At 55.9% G+C, this 14,813-nt stretch carries 14 protein-coding genes and 1 pseudogene; 6 read left to right on the forward strand and 9 right to left on the reverse strand.

All coding sequences use genetic code 11. The annotated features are described in order from the left end of the window. Positions 1–64: 64 nt before the first annotated feature. The gene (locus BIND_RS04830; RefSeq protein WP_012383954.1) at positions 65–1,078 is read right to left on the reverse strand and encodes a zinc-binding alcohol dehydrogenase family protein; all 1,014 of its coding nucleotides are present in this window, start codon (positions 1,076–1,078) and stop codon (positions 65–67) included. 124 nt (positions 1,079–1,202) lie between these two features. Between BIND_RS04830 and BIND_RS04835 the strand changes: the two genes are divergently transcribed. Beyond that, the gene (locus tag BIND_RS04835; RefSeq protein ID WP_012383955.1) at positions 1,203–1,556 is read left to right on the forward strand and encodes a winged helix-turn-helix transcriptional regulator; all 354 of its coding nucleotides are present in this window, start codon (positions 1,203–1,205) and stop codon (positions 1,554–1,556) included. Positions 1,557–1,625: 69 nt separating this feature from the next. Here the strand turns inward: BIND_RS04835 and BIND_RS04840 are convergent, their stop codons facing one another. Together BIND_RS04840 and BIND_RS04845 are read right to left on the reverse strand one after the other, a co-directional pair. Continuing rightward, positions 1,626–2,540: an MBL fold metallo-hydrolase gene (locus tag BIND_RS04840; RefSeq protein ID WP_041777931.1), complete on the reverse strand. Its 915-nt coding sequence runs from the start codon at positions 2,538–2,540 to the stop codon at positions 1,626–1,628. Then, a complete protein-coding gene (locus tag BIND_RS04845; protein ID WP_041777932.1) occupies positions 2,515–2,757 on the reverse strand; it encodes a chloride channel protein in 243 nt (80 codons plus the stop codon). The genes BIND_RS04840 and BIND_RS04845 overlap by 26 nt, the downstream gene beginning before the upstream one ends. A gap of 107 nt (positions 2,758–2,864) precedes the next feature. On the opposite strand from BIND_RS04845, the gene BIND_RS04850 reads away from it, so the two are divergent. After that, complete coding sequence (locus tag BIND_RS04850) at positions 2,865–3,206, forward strand: ArsR/SmtB family transcription factor (protein ID WP_012383957.1); 342 nt, start codon at positions 2,865–2,867, stop codon at positions 3,204–3,206. Further along, positions 3,154–3,665, forward strand: a pseudogene (locus BIND_RS04855) (SRPBCC family protein). The gene BIND_RS04850 and the pseudogene BIND_RS04855 overlap by 53 nt, the downstream one beginning before the upstream one ends. Before the next feature lie 142 nt (positions 3,666–3,807). Here BIND_RS04855 and BIND_RS04860 read toward each other — a convergent pair. From BIND_RS04860 to BIND_RS04870, 3 genes are all read right to left on the reverse strand, one after another. Then, positions 3,808–5,136, reverse strand: a complete 1,329-nt coding sequence (locus BIND_RS04860) for a chloride channel protein (RefSeq protein WP_012383958.1) — start codon at positions 5,134–5,136, stop codon at positions 3,808–3,810. Between the two features lie 201 nt (positions 5,137–5,337). Further along, a complete protein-coding gene (locus tag BIND_RS04865) occupies positions 5,338–6,066 on the reverse strand; it encodes a phosphoribosyltransferase (protein WP_012383959.1) in 729 nt (242 codons plus the stop codon). A 2-nt stretch (positions 6,067–6,068) separates the two neighbouring features. Beyond that, a complete protein-coding gene (locus BIND_RS04870; RefSeq protein ID WP_012383960.1) occupies positions 6,069–6,731 on the reverse strand; it encodes a dienelactone hydrolase family protein in 663 nt (220 codons plus the stop codon). A gap of 288 nt (positions 6,732–7,019) precedes the next feature. Here BIND_RS04870 and BIND_RS04875 point away from each other — a divergent pair, with 288 nt between their 5' ends. Beyond that, entirely contained in the window at positions 7,020–7,901 is an 882-nt protein-coding gene (locus tag BIND_RS04875; RefSeq protein WP_012383961.1) for a DUF72 domain-containing protein, read from the forward strand. Between the two features lie 41 nt (positions 7,902–7,942). On the opposite strand, the gene BIND_RS04880 is transcribed toward BIND_RS04875, so the two are convergent. From BIND_RS04880 to BIND_RS21230, 3 genes are all read right to left on the reverse strand, one after another. Then, positions 7,943–8,998, reverse strand: a complete 1,056-nt coding sequence (locus tag BIND_RS04880) for an alkene reductase (RefSeq protein WP_012383962.1) — start codon at positions 8,996–8,998, stop codon at positions 7,943–7,945. Positions 8,999–9,163: 165 nt separating this feature from the next. Continuing rightward, positions 9,164–9,766, reverse strand: a complete 603-nt coding sequence (locus tag BIND_RS04885; protein ID WP_012383963.1) for a TetR/AcrR family transcriptional regulator — start codon at positions 9,764–9,766, stop codon at positions 9,164–9,166. A gap of 254 nt (positions 9,767–10,020) precedes the next feature. Beyond that, positions 10,021–11,223, reverse strand: coding sequence for a hypothetical protein (locus BIND_RS21230; protein ID WP_148210558.1), 1,203 nt, complete (start codon positions 11,221–11,223; stop codon positions 10,021–10,023). A gap of 562 nt (positions 11,224–11,785) precedes the next feature. Here BIND_RS21230 and BIND_RS22305 point away from each other — a divergent pair. Both BIND_RS22305 and BIND_RS04900 read left to right on the forward strand, forming a co-directional pair. Next, a complete protein-coding gene (locus BIND_RS22305; protein WP_012383965.1) occupies positions 11,786–12,196 on the forward strand; it encodes a DUF2946 family protein in 411 nt (136 codons plus the stop codon). A gap of 446 nt (positions 12,197–12,642) precedes the next feature. Continuing rightward, the gene (locus tag BIND_RS04900; RefSeq protein WP_244395962.1) at positions 12,643–14,775 is read left to right on the forward strand and encodes a TonB-dependent receptor; all 2,133 of its coding nucleotides are present in this window, start codon (positions 12,643–12,645) and stop codon (positions 14,773–14,775) included. Positions 14,776–14,813 lie beyond the last annotated feature (38 nt).

The following is a 14,813-nucleotide window of genomic DNA, read 5'->3' on the forward strand; positions in this document are numbered from 1 at the left end:
GTCGCCATCCGCAGGATCGACGAAGAGACGATCGATCGTCAAGAAGACGATGGGCTGTTGAGGATCAGACGAATCCTTCGAGCACGATTTTGCCGCGTGCTTGACCGCTTTCGAGCAAGGCATGGGCTCGCTTTAGATTGGCCGCATTGATCAGGCCGAAATGCTCCGCCAGGGTCGAGCGCAAAATGCCCTTTTCGACCAGTTTGGAAATTTCATTGAGCAAGTTTCCTTGCTCTTGCATGTCCGCTGTCTGGAACATCGACCGCGTGTACATGAACTCCCAATGGATCGAAACGCTCTTGCGTTTGAAGAGAGCGATATTGAACGATGGCGGGTCATCGATCAGTGCAAAGCGACCCTGCGGCGCGATCAAATCCGCGACATCGGCCTGATGCTGATCACTCTGGGTCGTCGAAAAGACGAAACCGGGAGAATGATCAAGCGCGCTGATCTGGAGCGCTAAAGGCTTGCTATGATCCACGATGTGGTGAGCTCCGAGATCCTCGACCCATTTCCGCGTCTCCGGCCGGGAGGCCGTCGCGATCACTTCAAGTTCAGTCAATTGGCGCGCGAGCTGGATCGCGATCGAACCGACCCCGCCCGCGCCGCCGATGATGAGGATCGACGGCTTGATGCCAGCGACGGGCTTGTTGATGTCGAGCCGATTGAACAAGGCTTCCCAGGCCGTGATCGAGGTCAAGGGCAGGGCGGCGGCGGCCGCCCAATCGAGCGAGGCGGGTTTGAGGCCGACGATCCGTTCATCGACGAGATGGAATTCCGCATTGCTGCCTGGCCGCTCCAGCGCGCCGGCATAAAAGACCTCATCGCCTGGTTTGAACAGATTCGCCTCGGGTCCGGTGGCAACGACGGTGCCCGCAGCGTCCCAGCCCAAGACTTTCCAGTCTCCCGGCTCCGGGGCCGCGCGTAGGCGCACCTTGGTATCGACCGGATTGACCGAGATCGCCTTGACCGCGACGAGCAGATCGCGACCCTTCGGCTCGGGCTTCGGCAGATCGATATCGACGAGGGCGTTTGGCTGGTCGATGGGGAGCGAAGTCTGATAGCCGACAGCGCGCATGAATAGTCTCCATCATGCCGAATCCTTATGATCCGGCCTCTTCCACAGCGGCTAAAAGACAGGTTATTTTCAAAGGTGACAAGAACGCACTTTAATCGCTCATAGTGTCGAGAATGATACCGTCATGGCCCGGATTCGTCATAAGGAACTGACTTGCAGCCCTGGTTGCGCCGTCGAGGCGACGCTGCAATTCATCGACGGCAAGTGGAAAGGCGTGGTCCTCTACCATTTGCTCAAGGGCACGCTGCGGTTCAACGAAATCAGGCGGCGCCTGCCGAATGTGACGCAACGGATGCTGACCAATCAATTGCGCGAATTGGAGAGGGATGGGTTCATCGAGCGAACGGTCTATGCGGAAGTACCGCCTCGCGTCGAATATAGCCTCTCCGAGCGCGGGCTTAGTCTGGAGCCGGTCATCGTGGCGTTGAAAGCCTGGGGCGACGCCAATAAGGACCTTTGGCTGCCTGCCGAGGAGTGAGGCGATTTTTTCAAAGAGAGTGGCCTATAGCACCGCTCCTCAATCTGTATGAATGAGCGGTGCTGCCGTTTATGCTAAGCCAAAGTGGCCTTCTATTCCGCCGTCTCCCGAAATCGTGACACGTCCACTTTCGGCAAGATCCTCGAGATGGGCGAGAACCGATAAGGCGGCAGCTCCCTGCAAGCCCGGACCGAGATTGCCGTAAACATTCTGGACGATTGTTTCACAGGTCTGATCGCCGGCTTCCAGCCGATTGAGAATAGCCATTTCGCGCTGATGGCGATGCTGGATAAAGCCACGCAGGAGACGTTGTGGCTCCATCACGGGACCGCCATGAGCCGGCCAATAAAGCTCGTCCTTGCGCGCGCGCAATTTTTCGAGCGAGGCCATGTATGTGCTGAGCTTTCCATCCGGCGGCGCGATGACGGTCGTGGCCCAGCCCATGACGTGATCGCCGGAAAACAGGCTCGCTTCTTCCTCCAAGGCGAAAACGAGATGGTTTGTCGTATGGCCAGGCGTCGCGATAACGGTGAAAGTATGATCCATTCCTGCCAGGCGTTGACCGTCGGAAAGAATGGAGGTCGGTTCGTAGTCGAGATCATGGCTCTTTTTGAAACGATCCCATTCGGATGCCGACATTGGGCGTGCGGGTGAGGGCAGGGCGCAGCCATAGATCGGCGCACCAGTAGCCTTGCTCAGAAGGCGCGCTCCGGGCGAATGATCGCGATGTGTATGGGTGACGAGAATCTGTGCGATGCTCTCGCCCTTGAGGGCTGTGAGCAAGGCCTTGATATGGTCCGGATCTTCCGGCCCGGGGTCGATGACACTCACTTCGCCATGACCGATGACATAAGTGCATGTGCCTTTGTAGGTCATCGCGCTCGCATTACCGGCGAGAATGCGGCGGACCAGCGGCGTGAGCTGGATGAGTTCTCCCGGCGCCGCTTCGCGAGTGGGATCAAGGCGAGTGGAATCGAGGAACATGCTGTCGTTCATCTGGTGAAAGTCTCAAAGCCCTTTGGTCTGTTCGGGCAGGATAAGCCCCGGGCAGTTTCTCGAGAAAGGAGAGCGCTGAGGCCGCATGGGCGATGGGGGCCGTGACCGTTGTCGAAATGATCATCGCATGATCCTCGGTCATTTCCAAGACGATCACAAAAGAGGTGATGGGCGCTTGCACGGCGCCCGCGAGAGAGCCGGCCATGCCCGGTGTCGACGAAAAACCAATTCGTGCACCAGCCTCCAAGGATAATACTAAGCCAGATGGATTAGTGTCTTGACAAAGGGGAAAGGTTGCAATTAGTTAGCCATATGGCTCACCTTGATCGCGTCTTTCATTCTCTCTCAGATGGCACCCGCCGCGCAATTATCGCGCAGCTTGCCTGTGGCCCGGCCAGCATCAGTGATCTCGCGCAGCGCCATCACATGGCACTGCCCAGCTTCATGAAGCATATCCGCGTGCTTGAAGAGAGCGAGATCGTCGTCTCCCGCAAAACGGGTCGTGTCCGCATGTGCGAATTACGTCCTGACGCGCTTACAGCAGCACAAGGCTGGCTCGAACAAGAGCGACGCATTTGGGAAACCCGGCTGAATCAGCTGGATGCCTTCGTCGAAACACTGGCTGCAAAGGAAAATACACGTGGACATAAATGACCAACTCGATCTCGTCCTTGAACGCACGGTCAAGGCGAGTCCGGCGCAACTCTGGCGCGCTTGGACCGAGCCTGATCTTCTGAAGCAATGGTTCGCGCCCAAGCCCTACGGCGTGACCAAGGCCGCAATCGAGCTCGTACCGGGCGGCCAGTTCAATATCGTGATGTGTTCGCCAGAAGGGGAAGCCTTTCCGGAAAGGCCGGGGTGCGTCCTTGCCGTAGAGCCGGAACGGCTCTGGTCTGGACGGATGGTCTCGGTCCTCAGTACCGGCCGAACGCCGAAGCTTTCATGACGGCTGAAATTACGATGGAGCCGGTGGCTGATGGCACGCGCTATCGCGCAATTGTGCGCCATAAGAGCGCGCAGGATCGGACAAAGCACGAAGAAATGGGATTCTTCCAGGGGTGGGGCACTTGTCTCACGCAATTGGAGGAGCTTGCCGTGCAACTCTCGGCCTGATGCTTTGCGTGCGTTGAGATCACGCCAAACGGCGTGACTGCGCCGGTTCAAAGCCTTGTGGCGACGGCTCGCTTCCTCCAGAAAAGCTCTCCGCTGCCCAAGCGGGATCGAGGAACAGGCCGTCGTTCATCTGGTGAAAGTTTTAAAGCCCTTCGGTCTGTTCGGGCAGGACATGGCCCTTGGGCAGTTTCTCGAGGAAGGAGCGCGATAGGGCGTGATAGAGTCCATCGCCGCAGATGACCCGCGAGGCCGCATTGGCGATGAGGGCCGTGACCATGACTGGAATGATCATCGCGTGATCCTCAGTCATTTCCAAGACGATTACGAAAGAGGTGATGGGCGTTTGCACGACGCCCGCGAGATAGCCGACCATACCGAGAAGGGCGAGGGCACCGAGCGGCACCACGGGAAAAAGGTGATGGATCGAAGCGCCAAGCCCGGCGCCGACGGAAAGCGAGGGCGCGAACACACCGCCGGGAATGCCGGCAATTGATGAGAAGGTCGAGGCCAGAAATTTGAACAGACTGAAAGTGGCGGGAAGCGTGTCGTCACCATGGACGATAGCATGGGCTTGCTCGTAGCCAGTTCCATAGATGGAATTCTGGCTCAGAAAACCACAAGCCGCGACTCCGAGGCCGCAGATCATGGCGAAGATAATGGGGCGCCGCTTGACGAATGTGCTGCGCAAACCTGTTGAAAACAGGATGAGAATCCGGCTGAAAAGACCTCCGGCAAGCCCACCGATGACACCGCAGAGGGGGACGATGATCCAGGCGGGGCCGAGCGGCAGAATGGCGTCGGTCGAACCGAAATAAGTATAATCACCGACGACTGCGAGTGAGGTGAGGCCGGCGGCGATAACGCAGCCGAGAACCAGACCGCTTGTCCGGGCCTCAAAGGATCGGCTCAATTCCTCGATGGCGAAAACAATGCCGGCGAGTGGCGTGTTGAAGGCTGCGGCAATGCCGGCCGCTCCGCCCGCGAGTAAAAGGCCCGGCTGGATAAAAGGGGGAGCCTTGTAACCGAAGGCCCCCATGATCGAAGCCCCAACCTGAACCGTCGGCCCCTCTCGGCCAATCGAGGCGCCACAGAGAAGGCCAAGGATCATCACCAAAATTTTGCCAATGGCGATCCGGACGGAAACCAGCGAGAGGCGGGATTTCGGGTCAATGACACGCCGCGCGGCGATGACTTGCGGAATGCCACTGCCTTGCGAACCCGGAAAGACTTTCTGCGCGAGCAGACAGGCAAGGCCGAAGCCTATTGGCGTGATGAGAAAGGCGGCATTGGGCCACCGGCCAAGGAGAGCCGTGAAAGCAGTCTGAGCTTGATCGGCGCAAAAGGCCATCAGCACAGCTACACCGCCGACCGTGAGCCCGCCAATGAGAAAGAAAGTCCGGCGCAGAAGGGTTTGCAGAGCTGGATACGAAAGGCCTAGGAGGCGGCGCAATTGGGAAGAAAGGGAAGCCATGGGAGGAGGCTGCGCTCGCTAAACTCGAAGGCGTCGGTTTGTTGCGTGCCATTTAAGCCGAATTTCATTAACGAAAAAACCTATCATAAAGCATTACGGCCAGGAGCAATCTTGGTGAGCAATCTCGGCTTCCATGTGCTTTCGCGTGTTTGGAGCGGCTGCGTGAATTGAGCCCGTTTGATGAGACAGCATGGCGCTCCCTCAAGGGCTCTTTGTTGACCTCATGCTGCCTTTCGGCGCAAAGCCTTGTGGTGGCGGCTCGCTTCCTCCAGAAAAGCTCTCCGCTTCCCGCAACAAGGCAACGACTTCCTCATCCGAAGTCTGCTCGAAATTCTTGTAATATAAACCGACGGCGTGAAAGGGCTCGGGTGTCCCGAGGCAAATAATCTCGTCGGCTTCGCTGCGAAGCGACTCGATCACGGATTGAGGCGCCGCAGGAACGGCCAGGACGATGAAGGCGGCTTCTGTTGCGTGCAAGGCCTTGAGCGCGACACGGATTGTGCCCCCCGTTGCAATCCCATCATCGACCACGATCGCCGTGCGTCCCTTGAGGGAAACAGGAGGCCTCCCGCCCAGATAGAACGCCCGGCGGCGCTCGATCTCTTCGAGTTGACGCTGCCTTTCCGCATTCACATAGGTCGCTGAAGGCCTCAGAATGGCCATGGCTTCTTCATTGAGGACCATTTGCGGGTGGCTTCCGTCGATCACGGCGCCAATTCCATATTCCGGATTACCAGGGGCGCCTATCTTGCGAACAAGCATCAGATCAAGCGGTGCCCGCAGGGCCCTTGCGATCTCGAAAGCGACAGGTACGCCGCCTCGCGGCAGGGCCAAAACGACAGGATTGGAAAAATGGCGCGTCTCCAGAACCTCGGCGAGTCGAAGGCCGGCATCACGGCGATCCCGAAAAGCTGATGGGGAACGGGGCATCGTCACCTCCTCTGTCTCGGATGGCCGAGATAGGTGAGGAACCAATCGGTTGCGTGGCGAACGACCTCGTCCAATGTCCCCGGTTCTTCGAAGAGATGGCTGGCGCCTTCGACGATGATGATCTTTTTCTTGCCTGGCAGCGCATCAAACGCACGTTGATTCATGCCGATGACTGGACCATCGAGACTGCCCACCAGCAGGAGCGTAGGTGCGCGTACGTGCGGCAGGACATCGAGGGCGAGATCGGGACGCCCGCCACGCGACACCACGGCGGCAACGTCCGATTGCGGACGCGCGGCGGCCTTGAGTGCGGCTCCAGCACCGGTACTGGCTCCGAAATAGCCGGGTACGAGGGCCGCCGTCTCGGGCTTTTCCGCGATCCATTGTGTGGCGCGCGTCAGACGCGCTGCCAGCAGATCGATATCGAAAACATTGCGCCGGTCCTGTTCTTCGGCCGGTGTTAGAAGATCAAGCAGAAAAGTTGCAAGACCCGCCTGTCTCAGCGCCGCGGCCACATAATTGTTGCGCGGGCTCATTCGCCCGCTCCCGCTCCCATGCGCGAAGATCACAATGCCCTGCGCACCCTCCGGCACACCCAGGAGACCGCTCAGATTTTCAGGCTCGATCCGGACGTCCTCGACCTTTTCCAGAAACAATTGTGACATGACTAAACCTCAACAAATTGGACACGTGTCGAGAAGCATGGTGCGGGAGCCGCCTGTCGCTCCCGCAGAAATCGCCAAGGCCTGTGGAGGTTCCACAATCAGGAAATTCAAAAGTAGTTCCAATAGCTTGATCGCGAGGGGAATTTGCCCGCAAGTCCGTGTGAGCAAGGTTGGCCGAGACCCTTTTGCGGAGACCGGCGCAAGCGCTCCAGCGCGGAACGATGTCATGGCAATGGTGTTGACGAAGGATACGCGCCAATGGCGCTGTAGATCTTGATGAGAGAGATCATGACGACGCGTGGAGCGGTTCGCATCGGTATTTCGGGCTGGACCTATGCTCCCTGGCGCGGAACCTTCTATCCCAAAGGACTGCCTCAGAAGCAGGAGCTTTCCTACGCAGCCAGGCATTTTCGGTCCATCGAGATCAATGGAACATTCTATGGCCTTCAACGACCCGAAAGCTTTGCCCGCTGGCGGAATGACACACCGGATGATTTTGTCTTCGCAGTCAAAGCATCACGCTTCATCACGCATATGCGCAAGCTCAGAGATATCGAGGCACCGCTCGCCAATTTCATCGCATCCGGCCTCCTGCGGCTTGGGCCGAAGCTCGGGCCGATCCTCTGGCAATTTCCATCGCGCATGACATTCGATGCCGATTTGTTTCAGTCATTTCTTGCCCTGTTGCCGCATGATACACAAGAAGCGCGCGTCTTGGCGCGGCGTCACGATACATGGCTGGACAACAGATGCTGGCTTGAGAGTGATGTCGAAATGCCGCTTCGGCATGCTGTGGAGATACGCAATGATAGCTTCCGCGCACCAGCCTTTATCGAATTGCTGCGCCATTACAAAACAGCGCTTGTTTGCGCCGATAGTGTGGAATGGCCATTCTTGATGGATCTGACTGCCGATTTCATCTATTGCCGCCTGCATGGATCGGAAGAGCTCTACGCAAGTGGGTATGATGATCAAGCGCTCGATCGATGGGCGGGCCGTGTGCGTGCCTGGGCTGGTGGCGGTGAGCCAGAGGATGCCGAACGTGTCTTAGGACCAACGAAGCGGCTTGGGAAAGGACGGGATGTCTTCGTCTTTTTCGATAACGATGCCAAAATTCGGGCCCCAGCCGATGCCGCGGCTTTGGCTGAACGTCTCAATGTTGGGGCGTGAGTGTATCCGGCGGAATATTTCCGCCGGATACGTCAACCTGTTCAATGCGCAAGAGCTGGGTAATCAACATAGCCTTTGGCACCGAGACCGTAGAATGTTGTAGGATCCGGCTCGTTCAAAGGCGCATGGGTCCGAAGACGCTCGGGCAGATCGGGATTGGCAATGAAGGATTTGCCGAATGCGACCGCGTCCGCCCAGCCTTCCGCCACTGCGGCTTCTGCTGAAGCGCCTGAGAACTGCTCATTGGCAATATAGGGACCGCCAAACGCCTTCTTCAGAAGTGGTCCGAGACTGTCCGGTCCGACGGCCTCGCGCGCGCAGAGGAAAGCGATTTTCCGGCGGCCCAATTCGGTCGCGACATAGGAGAATGTGGCGGCTGGGTTGGAATCCCCCATCGAATGCGCGTCGCATCGGGGCGCCAGATGGACGCCCACGCGTCCTGCTCCCCAGATGGAGATCGCTGCATCTGTGACTTCCAGAAGCAGCCGAGCCCGGTTCTCGAGGGAACCACCATAAAGATCGGTGCGATGATTGGTGCTGTCCTGCAGGAACTGATCCAGCAGATATCCATTGGCTCCATGGATTTCCACGCCGTCGAACCCTGCGGCCTTTGCATTCGCCGCGCCGCGCCGGAAGGCTTCCACGATTCCGGGGATCTCGTCTGTCTCCAATGCGCGCGGAGTCACGAATGACCGCTCGGGACGCAACAGGCTGACGTGGCCCTGGGCCGCGATGGCACTGGGCGCGACGGGGAGTTGACCATCCAAAAAGAAAGGATCGGAAATGCGTCCGACATGCCAGAGTTGCTGGAAGATCCGACCACCGGCCTCATGCACGGCCTGCGTGACATGCTTCCAGCCTTCGACCTGCGCCTCTGCCCAAATGCCTGGCACACCTTCATAGCCAATGCCTTGTGGTGTGACGGGTGTCGCTTCGGACAGGATCAGTCCGGCCGAGGCGCGTTGCGTGTAATATTCGGTCATCAGCCCGTTTGGGATATGTGTCTCTCCCGCGCGCAGGCGCGTCAGTGGCGCCATGACCACCCGATTGGGCAGTTTCAGATCGCCAATGGTCAAGGGATCAAAAAGCGTCGGCATGTGAAATCTCCTGGGAAAGAAGAAGGGTTGGACTTCGCGGCGAGGCTGGCCTCGTGTTTGGGGGCAAGCTGGTTGGGAAAGGTTGTTTTGCCGGTTGTATTAGACCAGTCGTCTATAGAGAAATCATGAAGGGGACCTCTGGTATAGGCTACGTCTTTCCCCGGCTTAGGACGCTGGAAGGTTGAGCAATTTGCGGGTTGTGATCATGGCCTCTTCGAAAGGCCGAGGATCACGGGTGAACTTGGCCAGCAGGCTGGCGCCCAGCCAGAGCTGGTAAAGGGTCATCGCCATGTGCTGGGAATCTCCAAGATCTGGCAGTGACCCATCCGCGCGCGCCTCCTCCATGCAGCGCGCCAGACGCCGCACGATTTGCATCGTGCCGTCCTGAAGAATTGTGCGCATAGGCTCGGAGAGGTCGCAGACCTCCGCCCCGAGCTTGACGGCAAGACATTGCGCCTGCGTCTCGCTGCTTGCCTGGGAGTTGAGCCAGTTCTGCCAATAGCGCATCAGCCGGTCGGCAGCCGTGCCCCCGGGCTGCGTCAAAAGGGTGTCGATCTGAGCCAGAGAGGATGTGAAATATTGCTCCAGAAGCGCTTCACCGAACGCCTCTTTGGATGGGAAATAATGATAAAATGATCCTTTGGGCACTCCGGCTGCCGCTAGGATCTCGTTCAGACCAACGGCGGAAAACCCCTTGCCGCTCAAAATAGGCCGGGCGATTTCCAGAATATGTTGTCGGACATCGGTATGGACAGGCGTTGCGTTCATGGGCCTCTTTCTAGACCAAATTAGACCGGTCGTCTAGTAGTTGGGTTTTTCAGAACGCGTTCCCCTTGGAGTTTAGTCCGGCCATGAGCCGGTGCTGGATAAGGCGGCGGACCGTCGCTTCCGGCATCAAGAACGAGCTCAACGGGTGTAGTGAGCCCGAGATTTGGTGATTTCCACCATGCAATGGAAATCACCAAAACACCCATTCATGGCGCGATAGCTGTTGCGGCCTGGTCGAACGGATGCAAATCGTATCACGGAATAATTTCCAATATGATTGCTTGATCTGGCACGGAAACAGTCAGGGAGCTCACCGTTCTGCTGGTTGCGAAAGCGGTTGCTGATGCAATCGGGTTATACTGGTTGACCGTATTCATTGTATTGGCAAATTTGACTGTCACTGCCACAGAGGAATTGGTGATATCGCAGCATTGCTGCTTGAAGCTGGCAACCTCTTGCCAGAGGGCAAGATAAAACCGGCCATCCCGCTTTTGGAGAAGTGTATGATGGACTTGGCTCGGAGCGTTTATTAACGTGTAATTCAAAGCTCCCGGCGTAAAATTATGTCCAGGGTCTTTAAGAAGTGCGATCTCATTCGAGATGGCTGTGAATCCTGGTTTGGGGTTTCCATGTTGATCAAGAAGACCGAGATGCTGCTCGGACACGGGTCCCGCCGCGACAGGATCATCGATCAATTCATACGAAAAGGTTCTGACGGAGCCCGCATTAAAATATTCGAACCACAACCTGCTGAAGTATTTTCCATGGGCTCGATAGCTTATCGAGGAATTATTGACCAGTCCAGGATCTGTTGGATACCCTGTTTCTGATGTTACGAAAGGTAAGCTGCCATTCATCACAGCTTGGCCGGTTTGATAGCCGTGAATGTTATTAGAGGGAGGGCCTCCATTATAAGGATAGGAGTGGTCATTCCCGTAAGTCTCATACTGAGGGCTATAAAGATTACCGATTTGAGAGGCATAGGTGCTGAGAGTCCCGTATAAACTGGGGCCTAATACCGCTACGCCACTTTTATCATATTGGACTTTGTTCCATAGAGCTTTTTGGAAAGACCGATCATTGTCGTACCAATTCCCGCCACAAGGGTTATTGCTCCCATTATATTCGTTCAATCCCTCGAAATAGTCGATATTGGTGTAAGATACCCAACTTAAATTCCCGCTTGTTCGGATGTCATTTGTAAGCGGGCATGTCGATGGAAACTCGACGAGATCAAGGCCGATGCGCGTCCCATTATAGGACCTGAGAGTGCTGATCAGCGTCGCCACATTCGTGGTCGCGGCGGTTGGCGTATTAAAGGCAGCAAAACGCACATGACGGATACCTGAACTCTTAAAAGCAGGGATGATAATATCTTTAAAATGAAGATAATAGGGCGAGTTGTAGAAGTCGAAATGGGCATTAACGCCTACTGAATCGACAAACTGATCCGCCATATGTGCTTGTTCAGCAGAGGCGGATGCATTGGCTACAAGAAGTCCCCCAAGGAGTAGGAGCTTAAAGATTGAAGGGTGCGGAGTTAAGTTTGATTTCGGAAGGTGATAGCGGCATTTTCTATATATTTTCGCGTATTTAAGCAATATAAAGTCCCCATGATGTTTAGTATTATTGATAGGCGTGTCTCGCCTATTTATTGTTGATTATGGAACGAATGATTTTTGCTAATAGAACTTGAAATGCGGCTCTATAACGATTTAAATGGGGCTATATAGCGACAAGAATAGATCGGTCGTCTAGTGTTTGGATTTCTTACAGCACAACCACACCAATCCAATCCGCGTGAACCCAACGCTTGCGTTGGGTTGCCAAGAGGTCAGGTCGGTCCTGACTGAGCGTCTGACACAGTAATAGGCGGCAAGCCTTAAGCCATGTGATTGCCTCAACGAAACTGCGCTGATTTCGACCAATACAAACAAGGCTGTTTCGTATAGATTCTTGTAAGTATCAGGCTTCGGTTTGTGACTGAAGCGCCAGGATGGGATCAGGATTTTGGGCGGAATGGGCTCGAGGGGCAACTTTTGGATCGCGCTTGCAGTGATTGGGCTGCTGGTCATCCGTATGCTGTCCTCTGGCTTGGCCCTTGGCTCTGTCATGAGTGCCGAAGCGATGTCCGGTGAAGCCGGACAGACCTTCGCCCCTGTCATTTGCTCCAGTCACAGTCACCCACCCGGCACCCCTTCGGATCAGGCGCCAATCCATTCCCATCAAACCGATTGCTGTACTGCTGAATGTCCTATGCTGGGTGGCGGCTTGCTGCCTGCCGTCTTTCTGGCACTGTGGCTCACCATTGAGCCCGTTCAAAAGCCCTTCTTTATTGTCGCGCGGGGTTTCGGAACTCTTGCTTCCGCGAGTCATTCGCCGCCGCGAACACGCGCGCCTCCTGTGAACTCTCCGGCTGAGGTGGGGTAATTTCCCCTCAACTCAGTGTGACGCGTCTCCAAGACCGTTAACGCTGGTGCGCTGTGGTAACCCAGCTGTAACGGTGATGATCCGTCACGCCTTAATCCTACAAAGGATTCGTGTCGCGGGCTGCGGCTGCCTTTGTGTTTTCCTTCAAGCTCATCCGCTTCATCGATCGTAAGCGGCGACCGCGTGCACACCCTGCATGCGCATGAACGCTCGCCGCGAGATAGGGAAGGGATTGAGTCAATTCAAATGAGACATGTATGTTTGCTCCCCTTGAGCACACTGGTGCAATTGCCAAATCGCCAGCCTCTTCACCTCGCCATAAGAGAAAAAAGCATATTACTCCCTTGATCGTGGGACTGGGACTTGTGCCAAGTTCCTGTCTGGCACAGGCGACACCATCCAATCTGCCAACCATCGAAGTCGTTGGTAAACGTGACGAGCCACCGATGAACCCTATCGACCATACAGCGATGGGGCATGAGGTGAGTGGCGAACGCCTCGCCAGCAAGAGAGTTATTTCGCCCGATACGGCACTCTTGCTGAAAGAGGTGCCGGGCATAAGCCTCGCCCAGGGAGGCGGCCTATCAAGCCTGCCGGTCATTCATGGCCTCAATGATGACCGCAATGCCATTGAGATCGGCGGCATATCGATCACTTCAGCCTGCGGCAACCATATGAATCCACCACTATCCTATATCGACCCGAGTAATATCTCTAAAATCGAAGTCCTGACGGCGCTTATTCCTGTCAGCAAAGGCGGCGATTCCATCGGTGGGTCAATCATTGTGACCCCGCGCGAGCCTATCTTTGCGCCTCCTGTCCCCACGCAAGTATCAGTAACTCAGGACAACTTGCCAATTCTGGCTTCGGATAATACACCCGTTTTCAGCGGTTCCCTGTCGCTCTTCTATCGTTCGAACAATAAAAATCCGACCATTGCCGGAACGGCATCAGCCGCGACTGAGCATTTCAGTGTCAATTATACGGGCGCTTGGACCAAGGCATCGAATTATCACGCAGGTGGTGGCGTCGAGGTCCCCTCGACAAGCTTTGCGGCGCAAAACCATTCCGCAACCATCGCCTATCGCAAAGAGGATCAATTCATTGCGCTCCGTGCCGCCTATCAGGATATTCCCTACCAGGGCTTCGTCAATCAGCGCATGGATATGCTGGGAAACAAATCTCTGAATTTCGACTTAACTTACAAAGGTGGCTTCGACTGGGGACGTGCCGAGGCCAATGCCTATTACCAACATACACGGCATTACATGAATTTTCTAGCTGACAAGAACGGTGGCATCGAAGCAACATCAACGACCGGAATGCCGATGTATACGAGTGGAACGGATTTCGGCTATAGGTTCAAGAGCGAGATTCTAGCCAGCCAGATTGATAGCATCCGAATCGGTAATGAGTTTCACGGACAATCGCTCAATGACTGGTGGCCACCCGTCGCTGGTTCCACGCCCAGCATGGGTTCCATGTCTATGAGCATGAGCAGCATGATGTGCTGCGAAACGTTCCAGAACATCAATAATGGTACACGTGACAGGCTTGGAACCTACGTCGAATGGGAGAGAAGCTGGACACAAAGCTGGTCGACCCTGATCGGGATACGTAATGATCTCGTCTGGACCAATACGCAGAATGTCGAGGGGTACAATACCATGATGTATGGTGCAGATGCTGCTCGATTCAATGCCTCCAACCATGCCCGCATGGATATCAATTTTGATGTGACAGCGCTCGTGCGTTTTGCTCCTGACGCCGGCAGCCTCATCGAGGCCGGCTACACCCGCAAGACACGCTCCCCCAGTCTTTACGAACGTTATACGTGGTCAACGAATGCCATGGCTTCGGAAATGAACAACTGGTTTGGTGACGGTAACGGTTACGTCGGCAACATTGCCCTTAAACCAGAGGTTGCGCATACGTTCAGTATCAGTGCGAGCTGGCGGGACGCGGTCGAAGGAGGTTTTGAGGCGAAGGTCACACCCTATTACATGCATATCGAAAACTATATTGACGTCGATAAGCTGGGCGTGCTCGGCACTGGCTCCGGCCAGGTCAATCTGCTGCAATTCGCCAATCATGATGCTGAAATTTTTGGTGTCGACTTTTCGGGAAGAGCTCGCCTGTTCCGTTCAGAGGATGCTGGCACTTTGACGCTCACGGGTGTTGCAAGCTATACACGCGGAAGGCGCCTCGATGACAGCGGCAGCCTCTATCATATGATGCCGATGAACGGCAAAGTCGCGATCGAGCATCAGATCCCGTTGCTCGGAGGTGTTCTGACAACAGCTCTCGAAGGAGAAGCAGTTGCGGCAAAGACGAATGTTCAGACCCTGCGTCTCGAACCGCAAACCCCCGCATATGGCCTGATGAATGTTCGCACCGCCTTTGAATTCGCCAATCTGCGGTTTGATGCCGGCGTCGAAAATCTCTTCGACCGGCTGTATTATTCACCACTCGGCGGCGTCGATATTGCCAGCTACAAGGCCGGTCTTAATAGCGTCCTACAAACGCCTGTTGCAGGAATAGGCCGCACGATCTATGGCGGCATGACCATACGCTTCTGATAAAGTAGGCGGGCGTGCCGCAAAATTGGCCTGTTGAC

Source organism: Beijerinckia indica subsp. indica ATCC 9039, assembly GCF_000019845.1.
GTDB classification, from domain to species: Bacteria; Pseudomonadota; Alphaproteobacteria; order Rhizobiales; family Beijerinckiaceae; genus Beijerinckia; species Beijerinckia indica.

Excerpts from the sequence above, each read along its gene's own strand:
- BIND_RS04830 (WP_012383954.1), bottom strand. The coding sequence starts at position 1,078 with ATGCGCGCTGTCGGCTATCAGACTTCGCTCCCCATCGACCAGCCAAAC.
- BIND_RS04835 (WP_012383955.1), top strand. The coding sequence starts at position 1,203 with ATGGCCCGGATTCGTCATAAGGAACTGACTTGCAGCCCTGGTTGCGCC.
- BIND_RS04840 (WP_041777931.1), bottom strand. The coding sequence starts at position 2,540 with ATGTTCCTCGATTCCACTCGCCTTGATCCCACTCGCGAAGCGGCGCCG.
- BIND_RS04845 (WP_041777932.1), bottom strand. The coding sequence starts at position 2,757 with ATGGCCGGCTCTCTCGCGGGCGCCGTGCAAGCGCCCATCACCTCTTTT.
- BIND_RS04850 (WP_012383957.1), top strand. The coding sequence starts at position 2,865 with ATGGCTCACCTTGATCGCGTCTTTCATTCTCTCTCAGATGGCACCCGC.
- BIND_RS04860 (WP_012383958.1), bottom strand. The coding sequence starts at position 5,136 with ATGGCTTCCCTTTCTTCCCAATTGCGCCGCCTCCTAGGCCTTTCGTAT.
- BIND_RS04865 (WP_012383959.1), bottom strand. The coding sequence starts at position 6,066 with ATGCCCCGTTCCCCATCAGCTTTTCGGGATCGCCGTGATGCCGGCCTT.
- BIND_RS04870 (WP_012383960.1), bottom strand. The coding sequence starts at position 6,731 with ATGTCACAATTGTTTCTGGAAAAGGTCGAGGACGTCCGGATCGAGCCT.
- BIND_RS04875 (WP_012383961.1), top strand. The coding sequence starts at position 7,020 with ATGACGACGCGTGGAGCGGTTCGCATCGGTATTTCGGGCTGGACCTAT.
- BIND_RS04880 (WP_012383962.1), bottom strand. The coding sequence starts at position 8,998 with ATGCCGACGCTTTTTGATCCCTTGACCATTGGCGATCTGAAACTGCCC.
- BIND_RS04885 (WP_012383963.1), bottom strand. The coding sequence starts at position 9,766 with ATGAACGCAACGCCTGTCCATACCGATGTCCGACAACATATTCTGGAA.
- BIND_RS21230 (WP_148210558.1), bottom strand. The coding sequence starts at position 11,223 with ATGGCGGATCAGTTTGTCGATTCAGTAGGCGTTAATGCCCATTTCGAC.
- BIND_RS22305 (WP_012383965.1), top strand. The coding sequence starts at position 11,786 with ATGGGCTCGAGGGGCAACTTTTGGATCGCGCTTGCAGTGATTGGGCTG.
- BIND_RS04900 (WP_244395962.1), top strand. The coding sequence starts at position 12,643 with ATGAACCCTATCGACCATACAGCGATGGGGCATGAGGTGAGTGGCGAA.